Source organism: Rhodococcus sp. NPDC058505, from assembly GCF_042720095.1.
Classification (GTDB): domain Bacteria; phylum Actinomycetota; class Actinomycetes; order Mycobacteriales; family Mycobacteriaceae; genus Rhodococcus_G.
This window is the reverse complement of the sequence record NZ_JBHXNB010000047.1, coordinates 1-8,424: the sequence shown is the minus strand read 5'-3', so window position 1 is coordinate 8,424 and position 8,424 is coordinate 1. Positions and strand designations below refer to the sequence as shown.

The following is an 8,424-nucleotide window of genomic DNA, read 5'->3' as shown; positions in this document are numbered from 1 at the left end:
CGCGTCTTTGGCAGGGGTGTTATCAAACGGCGGCGGCCCGCCCCCCAGGGGGAGCGGGCCCACTGCACCCGTGGTTTATTTTTCCCCGGTAGGGGTAAAAATCACGCACGGTGCGCGGAGCGCGACTCAGCCCTTGTGCGCCTTGACGGCCTCGGTGAGCTGCGGGGCGACGTTGAACAGGTCACCGACGATGCCGTAGTCCGCGATCTCGAAGATCGGGGCCTCTTCGTCCTTGTTGACCGCGACGATGGTCTTCGAGGTCTGCATGCCCGCGCGGTGCTGGATGGCGCCGGAGATGCCGAGCGCGATGTACAGCTGCGGGGAGACCGTCTTACCGGTCTGACCCACCTGGAACTGGCCCGGGTAGTAGCCCGAGTCGACGGCGGCACGCGAGGCGCCGACCGCGGCACCGAGCGCGTCGGCGAGCTCCTCGACGACCGAGAACTTCTCGGCCGAGCCGACACCGCGGCCACCGGAGACGACGACGGACGCCTCGGTGAGCTCCGGGCGGTCGCCACCGACGATCGGCTGGCGGGAGGTCACCTTGACGGCGTTCTCCTCCTGCGCCGGGACGTCAACCGCGACGCGCTCGGCGGCACCCGCCTGCGGGGCGGCCTCGACGGCACCCGGGCGGACCGAGATGACCGGGACCTCGCCGTTGGCCTTGGCATCGACGGTGAACGCGCCACCGAAGATGGAATGGACGACACCGTCGGCCTTGACGTCGATGACGTCGACGAGCAGGCCGGAGCCGATGCGCGCGGCGAGCCGACCGGACACCTCCTTGCCCTCGGTGGAGGCGGCGGTCAGGACGGCGGCCGGGGAGACGGACTCGACCAGCGCGGCGAGAACGTCGACCTTCGGGGTGATCAGGTAGCCGTCGATGTCGTCGGACTCGGCGGCGTACACCTTCGCGGCGCCGGCGGCGGCGAGCGCGTCCTGCAGCTTGTCCGCGGTCCCGGCGGGGCCCGCGACGACGGCCGCGGGCTCGCCCAGGGCACGGGCGGCGGTGATCAGCTCGGTGCTGACCTTCTTGAGCGCGCCCTCGGCGTGCTCGACGAGCACAAGTACTTCAGCCATTGCTTCCTTCTCCTACGTGTGTGTCTGCTGGTTGGGGGGCGCGGATCAGATGATCTTCTGACCGACCAGGTAGGCGGCGATCTGGTTGCCGCCCTCCCCCTCGTCGGTGATGCGCTCGCCAGCGGTACGCGGGGGCTTCGGGGTGGACGCGGTGACCGTGGTTGCGGCGTTCTCGACACCGAAGATGGCCGGGTCGAGGCCGATCTCGGCCAGCGTGAGGACCTGAACTTCCTTCTTCTTCGCGGCCATGATGCCCTTGAAGGACGGGAAGCGGGGCTCGTTGATCTTCTCGGTGACCGAGACGATCGCGGGCAGCGGCGCCTCGAGCGCGAAGACGCCCTCGTCGGTCTCCCGCTCGCCAGTGGCCTTGCCATCCGCGATGGTCAGCTTGCGCAGGTGGGTCAGCTGCGGCAGGCCCAGGTACTCGGCGATGATCGCGGGGACCGCACCGGCACGACCGTCGGTGGCCTCGTTGCCCGCGATGACCAGCTCGACGCCCTCGATCTGGCCGAGCGCCGCGGCGAGCGCGTACGCGGTCTGGATCGCGTCCGAGCCGTGCAGGGCCGGGTCATTGAGGTGGATGGCCTTGTCGGCACCCATGGACAGCGCCTTGCGGATGGCGTCGGTGGCGCGGTCGGGACCGGCGGACAGCACGGTCACCTCGCCGCCCTGGGCCTCCTTGATGAGCAGTGCCTCTTCGACGGCGCGCTCGTTGATCTCGTCGAGCACGGCATCCGCGGCCTCACGGTCGAGCGTGAAGTCACCGTCGGTGAGCTTGCGCTCGGACCAGGTATCGGGAACCTGCTTGATCAAAACGACGATGTTCGTCATGGGTCTTCGTCGACCTCCTGTGTCTGTCTTCTCAGCTGTCTGTCTTCTCAGCGAGCGGCTCCGCGGTGGCCGAGCTCTCGGGTATTCATCTACTTCGCACGATGACCGTGCGTCACACTACAACACACTAAGTTACCAGTGGGTAACTTAGTGTGGAAATGCCCTGCCGGAACGACCCGAACGACCGCGCGGGGCCTGTGATCTGGACCACCGCGACCCGCGGTGGAACACGTGGCAGTAAATTGGCAGCGGTGAGCGACTCTTCTGCACCGACCACCGCCACGACCGGCGACCACGCGACCCTGCCGCTGACCGGCGAGCGCACCGTCCCCGGCGTGCCCGAGGAGAACTACTGGTTCCGCCGCCACGAGGTGGTGTACCAGCGGCTCCTCGATCGTTGTTCCGGGCGGATCGTCCTCGAGGCTGGCTCCGGGGAGGGGTACGGCGCCAACATGATCGCCGACGTCGCGCGGCAGGTCATCGGCCTGGACTATGACGCGTCCGCGGTCGAGCACGTGCGCGCGCGCTACCCGCGCATCGACATGCGGCAGGGCAACCTCGCGGACCTCCCCCTCGACGACGCCTCCGTCGGGGCGGTCGTCAACTTCCAGGTCATCGAACACCTCTGGGACCAGGCACAGTTCCTCGCGGAATGCTTCCGGGTGCTGACCCCGGGCGGCGAGCTGCTGATCAGCACCCCGAACCGGATCACCTTCTCCCCCGGCCGGGACACCCCGCTCAACCCATTCCACACCAGGGAACTGAACGCGGCGGAACTCACCGAACTGCTCGAGCAGGCCGGCTTCGAGGTGACGACGATGACCGGCGTGCACCACGGGCCCCGGCTGCGCGACCTCGACGCCGAGCACGGCGGATCGTTCATCGACGCCCAGATCGACCGCGCCCTCGCGGGCGAACCCTGGCCCGCGGACCTGGTCCGGGACGTGGAGTCGATCACGATCGACGACTTCACCCTCACCGAGGCCGACATCGACGCCAGCCTCGACCTGGTCGCGGTGGCCCGCAAACCCGGCGCGCACACGTGAGCGCCCCCCGCCAGCCGGGCATGTTCGCCCTCGTTCTGCATTCCCATCTGCCGTGGCTGGCCAACCACGGCCGATGGCCGGTCGGCGAGGAATGGCTTTACCAGTCGTGGGCGGCGACCTACCTGCCGGTGACCCGGGTGCTGCGGACCCTCGCCGCCGAGGGTCGGGAGAACCTGCTCACCCTCGGCATCACCCCGGTCCTCGCCGCGATGCTGGACGACCCGCACAGTCTCGACGGCATGCACCACTGGCTCGGCAACTGGCAGTTGCGCGCCAACGAGGCGGCGTTGATGCCCGGCCGCGCCCGCCGCGACCTCGGTGCCCGCGAGCACCGGCTCGCCGCACAGGCCCTCGCCGACTTCGAGGAGCGGTGGCGGCACGGCGCCTCCCCGGTGCTGCGCCGGTTGATCGACGACTCGACGATCGAACTCCTCGGCGGTCCGCTGGCCCACCCGTTCCAGCCGTTGCTGCATCCGCGGCTGCGTCGATTCGAACTCGGGGAGGGCCTTGAGGACGCGCGAATGCGGTGGGGCACGAGGCCGTCCGGGATCTGGGCGCCGGAGTGCGGTTACACCCCGGGGATGGAGGTCGAGTACGCGGACGCCGGCGTCACCCACTTCATGGTGGACGGGCCGTCGCTGCGCGGTGATACCTCGGTGGGGCGGCCGGTCCGCGACTCGGACGTGGTCGCGTTCGGGCGCGACCTGCAGGTGTCCTACCGGGTGTGGTCACCGAAATCCGGCTACCCCGGGCACGGCGCGTACCGCGACTTCCACACCTACGACCACGACACCGGGCTCAAGCCGTCCCGGGTCACCGGCAAAACCGTCGACTCGAAGGACAAGGCGCCGTACGACCCGGAGCTGGCGGCGGCGGCCGTCGACCGGCACGTCGACGACTTCGTCGCCACCGTCGTCGACCGGATCCACAGCGAACACAACCGGACCGGAAGGGACGCCCTCGTCGTCGCCGCGTTCGACACCGAACTGTTCGGGCACTGGTGGTTCGAGGGACCGCAGTGGCTGGAGAAGGTGCTCCGCGCGCTGCCCGAGGCCGGGGTCGACGTCGGCACGCTGTCGCAGGCCCGGGACCGCGGGTACGTCGGTGCACCCGTCGATCTCGCCGACTCGTCATGGGGCAGCGGCAAGGACTGGCGGGTGTGGGCGGGCGACCAGGTTGCCGACCTGGTGCAGCTGAACGCCGAGGTCGTGCAGACGGCGCTGGACACCGTCGACAAGGCCCGCGGGTCCGCGGGCCGTCGTGCGGTGCGCGACCGGGCCAACGACCAGATCCTGCGGGAGGCGATCATGACCGTCCAGAGCGACTGGGCGTTCATGGTGAGCAAGGACTCGGCGGCGGGGTACGCGCGCGACCGCGCCCACAAGCACGCGCACGCCACCAGGGAGATCGCCGACGCGGTCGCGTCCGGGCACGCCGACCGCGCGGACCGGCTCGCCGCCGGATGGAACAACGCGGACGGGCTGTTCCCCGGCCTCGATGCGCGCCGACTGCCCGACGACGTCGCGGAGGGGTGACGGAGATGAAGGTTCTGATCGTGTCGTGGGAGTACCCGCCCGTGGTCGTCGGCGGCCTCGGCAGGCACGTCCATCACCTGGCGACCGAGCTGGCCGCGGCCGGACACGAGGTGGTCGTGCTCTCGCGCAGGCCCACCGGCACCGACGCCTCCACCCATCCGACGATCACCCACATCTCGGAGGGTGTCCTGGTGGTCGCGGTCGCCGAGGACGCCCCGCACTTCGTGTTCGGCGAGGACATGCTGGCGTGGACCCTCGCGATGGGACACGCGATGGTCCGGGCTGGCGTCGGCCTGGCCCGCCCGGGGATCGGCGAGGGCTGGCGGCCCGATGTCGTGCACGCCCACGACTGGCTGGTCGCGCATCCGGCGATCGCGCTGGCCGAGTACTTCGACGTGCCGCTGGTCTCGACGCTGCACGCCACCGAGGCGGGCAGGCACAGCGGCTGGCTGTCGGGGACGATCAACCGTCAGGTGCATTCGGTGGAGTGGTGGCTCGCCAACGAGTCCGACTCGATCATCACCTGCTCCGCCTCGATGGAGGAGGAGGTCAGTGAGCTCTACGGACCGAACCTGGCGCCGATCACGGTGATCCGCAACGGGATCGACGTCGCGACCTGGACCTACCGGGACCGGGCGCCGCGGTCGGGTCCGCCCCGGCTGCTGTTCGTCGGGCGGCTCGAATACGAGAAGGGCGTGCAGGACGTGATCGCGGCGCTGCCCCGGATCCGGCGCAGCCACCCCGGCACCACGCTCGCCGTGGCTGGCGAGGGCACCCAGTACGAGTGGTTGCGCGAGCAGGCCCGCACGCACCGGGTGCTGCGGTCGGTGAACTTCCTCGGGTCGCTCGACCACACCGAACTGCTCGGCTGGTTGCACGGCGCGGACGCGATCGTGCTGCCCAGCCGCTACGAGCCGTTCGGCATCATCGCACTCGAGGCCGCGGCCGCGGGCACACCGCTGGTGGCGTCCACCGCGGGCGGGCTCGGCGAGGCGGTCGTGGACGGGGTGACCGGGTTGTCGTTCCAGCCGGGTGACGTGGACGGCCTGACCTCCGCGGTCCGGGAGGCCCTCGACGAGCCGACGGCCACCCAACTCCGGGCCCGGGCGGCACGGGACCGGCTGACGGAGGACTTCGACTGGCATCAGGTCGCCACCGACACCGCGCAGGTCTATCTGAGCGCCAAGCGCCGGGTCCGGCACCCGCTGGCCAGGCCCGAGATCCCGCAGCGCCCGCTGCCCGGCCGGTAGGCGGCTCCGCCGCCCGTGAGTCCTTCTGGCCCCCATCGAGGCCACAAGGACTCACGGGCGCGCAGCGCCTATCCGGCTGCGGCCTTCTTGCGTTCGATGTCCTCGAGCGCGGCGATGTACTTCGCCCGCTCCTCGGCACCGGCCTCCCACGCCTCCCTGCGGTTCTTGACGACCTTCGCAGGCGCCCCGACCGCGATGCTGTAGTCCGGCACCTCGCCCTTGACCACGGCGTGCGCGCCGAGCACGCAGCCCCGGCCGGTGATCGTGTTGCGCAGCACCGTCACCTTGGCCGCGATCCAGGTGTCGGGACCGATCCGCACCGGACCCTTGACGATGCCCTGATCCTTGATCGGGGTGTTGACGTCGTCCATGCGATGGTCGAAGTCGCAGATGTAGCACCAGTCCGCGACGAGGGTGGAGGCACCGATCTCGATGTCGAGGTAGGTGTTGACGACGTTGTCCTTACCGAAGACCACCTTGTCGCCGATGCGGAGCGAACCCTCGTGGCAGCGGATGGCATTGCCGTCACCGATGTGAACCCAGCGTCCGATTTCCAGCCGGGACAGCCCGGGCGTCGAGTGGATCTCCACCCGCTTGCCGAGGAACACCATGCCGCGCAGGATCACGTGCGGATTGGCAAGCCGGAACTTCGCGAGGCGGTAGTACCGCACGAGATACCACGGCGTGTACGCCTTGTTCGCGAGCACCCACCGGAGGGAGTCGCGGGTAAGGAACTTGGCCTGGTCCGGGTCGGTCCGCCGGGATCCACGCCACCTCGTGCGCAACGGTGCGCCCCACATGCTGGTCATGACCGGACAGCCTACGGTCACCCATGGTGAGGTCGATCACGGCCCGGCCCCGATTCGGGTCCGACGCGGTCGAGCCCACCGAGGATCAGGGCCGCCACCACCGCGCCGACCGCGACCACCGCAACGGCAAGGAGCGAGCCGGTCATCACCCCGATCAGTGCGGCGCTGCCGACGATGAGGGCGACCACGATCACGGTGCCTGCCAGGGGCGTACCCAGCAGGTGGTCGACGTCGCCGGTGGGCCGACCCGTCCCCACCTTCGCTCCTGCCGAACCCATGTGTCCATTGCATCACAGATAAGGCCAACAAATTGGCTAATTTCTCGGACTAATGATCGCGGGGAATTGCGCCGTCCCGAACTCGCGAACTCATTCCGTGCGCGGAAATTCGAACCACTGTCCGCCACGTGAATGAATGCCACGCCTGCAGTTCCGCAAATCGGGTGGCGTTCCGCTCGGCCGAGCACGGGGCGGGTGAACGCCCCACCCGCCCCGGCCAGATAGTGTGCAGCGAGCGAAATCCACACGAGGAGTGATGAATGCGGCGGGTCCTTCGGTCGACAGCGATATCGCTGGCAACGGTGTCGGCGCTGCTCGCGGCCGGCTGCGGCAGCGACTCCCCGGCGACCGCCATCTACTCGCCTGCCGGCTGGCCCGCGATGCACGCGGACGCAGGCAACAGCAACAGCAGTCCGGTGACCGGATCCCGATCCGTGTCGTTCGACTGGTCGCGCCCGCTCGGCGCGCCAACCGCGACGCCCGCCTCGGTGGCGTCGACCGGCCAGATCTTCGCCACCACCGGTTCCGATCGCGGCTGCAACCTCTGGTCGTTCGAGATGGACAGCGGACGCAAACGCTGGTGCACCCGCATCGGCCCCGGCGTCGCGGCGTCAACGCCGATCGTCGACACCGCGACCAACGTCTACATCGGCGAGGACGGCGCGATGAGCTCGTTCACCGAGATGGGGCAGTTGCGGTGGCGAACGGTTGTCAGCGGCACCCCCATCTCCGCCCAGTTCACCGGGGATGGCAACGTGCTGTTCGTCACCCAGTTCGGCGTCGTCTCCGTCCTCAGCCCGCAGACGGGCAAGGAAATCGTTCCGTCCTATCAGCTGGTCCCGGCACCAACCATCGAGCAGGGCCAGAACATTCCCCTGCCGCCCGCCGCCCAGGGCCTCGACACCTGTGCCCTCGGATCGTCACCGGAGTGCCCGGTCGCGAACACCCCCGCCATCGATCTGGAGACGGGCCGCTTCTACCTCACCGTGTGGCGTCCCGGACGCCCCGCCGCCGAGCTGGTCGCAATGCGATACCGCGACGGACAGCTCACCGAGGAATGGTCGTCCGGCGTCGTCCCCGGCGGCAGCGCATCGAGCCCCGTCCTCTCCGCGGACCGCGCCACCGTCTACGTCACCGACACCAGGGGCGTGCTGTTCGCGCTCGACGCAGGCACCGGAGCCGCCCGCTGGCAGCAGGACCTCGGATACGTCGCGGCGGGCAGCCCGTCCGTCTCCGCCGACGGGCTGATCATCCCCGCAGGCGGGCCCGACGGTCACCTGCTCGCCCTCCGCGACCTCGGCGACCGGGGCGAGATCGCCTGGGAGCGCAAGGAACTTCGACATCTGGGTGACCCCGCCCAGACCGCGGGCGGCACCGGCTACACGACGGTCCGGGACGGCGCCGACGGACTCGCGTTGATCACCTTCGACACCGGGACGGGTGAGACGGTCGACCGGGACGCGCTGCCGAACGCGTCGGGCTACCCCGTCGGCACCTCGATCGGGCCGGACGGCGAGGTCCTCACCTCCAGCGCGATCGGGGAACTGTTCGTGTTCACGCCCTGACCGGGGCCGTGGGGGGGGGGGGGGGGGGCC

The 8,424-nt window shown here is 69.9% G+C and carries 8 protein-coding genes; 4 read left to right on the top strand and 4 right to left on the bottom strand.

From position 1 onward, the window contains the following. Positions 1 to 126: 126 nt before the first annotated feature. Together ACFWPA_RS19400 and ACFWPA_RS19395 are read right to left on the bottom strand one after the other, a co-directional pair. Positions 127 to 1,080: an electron transfer flavoprotein subunit alpha/FixB family protein gene (locus ACFWPA_RS19400; protein ID WP_378506543.1), complete on the bottom strand. Its 954-nt coding sequence runs from the start codon at positions 1,078 to 1,080 to the stop codon at positions 127 to 129. 45 nt (positions 1,081 to 1,125) lie between these two features. Beyond that, positions 1,126 to 1,911, bottom strand: coding sequence for an electron transfer flavoprotein subunit beta/FixA family protein (locus tag ACFWPA_RS19395; RefSeq protein WP_378506542.1), 786 nt, complete (start codon positions 1,909 to 1,911; stop codon positions 1,126 to 1,128). A 197-nt stretch (positions 1,912 to 2,108) separates the two neighbouring features. On the opposite strand from ACFWPA_RS19395, the gene ACFWPA_RS19390 reads away from it, so the two are divergent. From ACFWPA_RS19390 to ACFWPA_RS19380, 3 genes are read left to right on the top strand one after another with little or no spacing between them, the layout of a single operon-like run. Further along, positions 2,109 to 2,957, top strand: a complete 849-nt coding sequence (locus ACFWPA_RS19390) for a methyltransferase domain-containing protein (protein WP_378506541.1) — start codon at positions 2,109 to 2,111, stop codon at positions 2,955 to 2,957. 20 nt (positions 2,958 to 2,977) lie between these two features. Further along, positions 2,978 to 4,492, top strand: a complete 1,515-nt coding sequence (locus ACFWPA_RS19385) for a 1,4-alpha-glucan branching protein domain-containing protein (RefSeq protein WP_378506742.1) — start codon at positions 2,978 to 2,980, stop codon at positions 4,490 to 4,492. A 5-nt stretch (positions 4,493 to 4,497) separates the two neighbouring features. Beyond that, on the top strand, positions 4,498 to 5,742 hold the full coding sequence (locus tag ACFWPA_RS19380; RefSeq protein WP_378506540.1) for a glycosyltransferase family 4 protein: 1,245 nt from the start codon (positions 4,498 to 4,500) through the stop codon (positions 5,740 to 5,742). Positions 5,743 to 5,810: 68 nt separating this feature from the next. On the opposite strand, the gene ACFWPA_RS19375 is transcribed toward ACFWPA_RS19380, so the two are convergent. Then, positions 5,811 to 6,551, bottom strand: coding sequence for an acyltransferase (locus tag ACFWPA_RS19375; RefSeq protein ID WP_378506539.1), 741 nt, complete (start codon positions 6,549 to 6,551; stop codon positions 5,811 to 5,813). 17 nt (positions 6,552 to 6,568) lie between these two features. Beyond that, the gene (locus ACFWPA_RS19370) at positions 6,569 to 6,829 is read right to left on the bottom strand and encodes a hypothetical protein (protein ID WP_378506538.1); all 261 of its coding nucleotides are present in this window, start codon (positions 6,827 to 6,829) and stop codon (positions 6,569 to 6,571) included. A gap of 260 nt (positions 6,830 to 7,089) precedes the next feature. Between ACFWPA_RS19370 and ACFWPA_RS19365 the strand changes: the two genes are divergently transcribed. Next, on the top strand, positions 7,090 to 8,394 hold the full coding sequence (locus ACFWPA_RS19365; RefSeq protein ID WP_378506537.1) for a PQQ-binding-like beta-propeller repeat protein: 1,305 nt from the start codon (positions 7,090 to 7,092) through the stop codon (positions 8,392 to 8,394). The last annotated feature ends 30 nt before the right edge of the window (positions 8,395 to 8,424 follow it).

Bases quoted from the DNA above. Each gene is read 5' to 3' on its own strand.
- ACFWPA_RS19400 (WP_378506543.1), bottom strand. From the start codon at position 1,080: ATGGCTGAAGTACTTGTGCTCGTCGAGCACGCCGAGGGCGCGCTCAAG.
- ACFWPA_RS19395 (WP_378506542.1), bottom strand. From the start codon at position 1,911: ATGACGAACATCGTCGTTTTGATCAAGCAGGTTCCCGATACCTGGTCC.
- ACFWPA_RS19385 (WP_378506742.1), top strand. From the start codon at position 2,978: ATGTTCGCCCTCGTTCTGCATTCCCATCTGCCGTGGCTGGCCAACCAC.
- ACFWPA_RS19380 (WP_378506540.1), top strand. From the start codon at position 4,498: ATGAAGGTTCTGATCGTGTCGTGGGAGTACCCGCCCGTGGTCGTCGGC.
- ACFWPA_RS19375 (WP_378506539.1), bottom strand. From the start codon at position 6,551: ATGACCAGCATGTGGGGCGCACCGTTGCGCACGAGGTGGCGTGGATCC.
- ACFWPA_RS19370 (WP_378506538.1), bottom strand. From the start codon at position 6,829: ATGGGTTCGGCAGGAGCGAAGGTGGGGACGGGTCGGCCCACCGGCGAC.
- ACFWPA_RS19365 (WP_378506537.1), top strand. From the start codon at position 7,090: ATGCGGCGGGTCCTTCGGTCGACAGCGATATCGCTGGCAACGGTGTCG.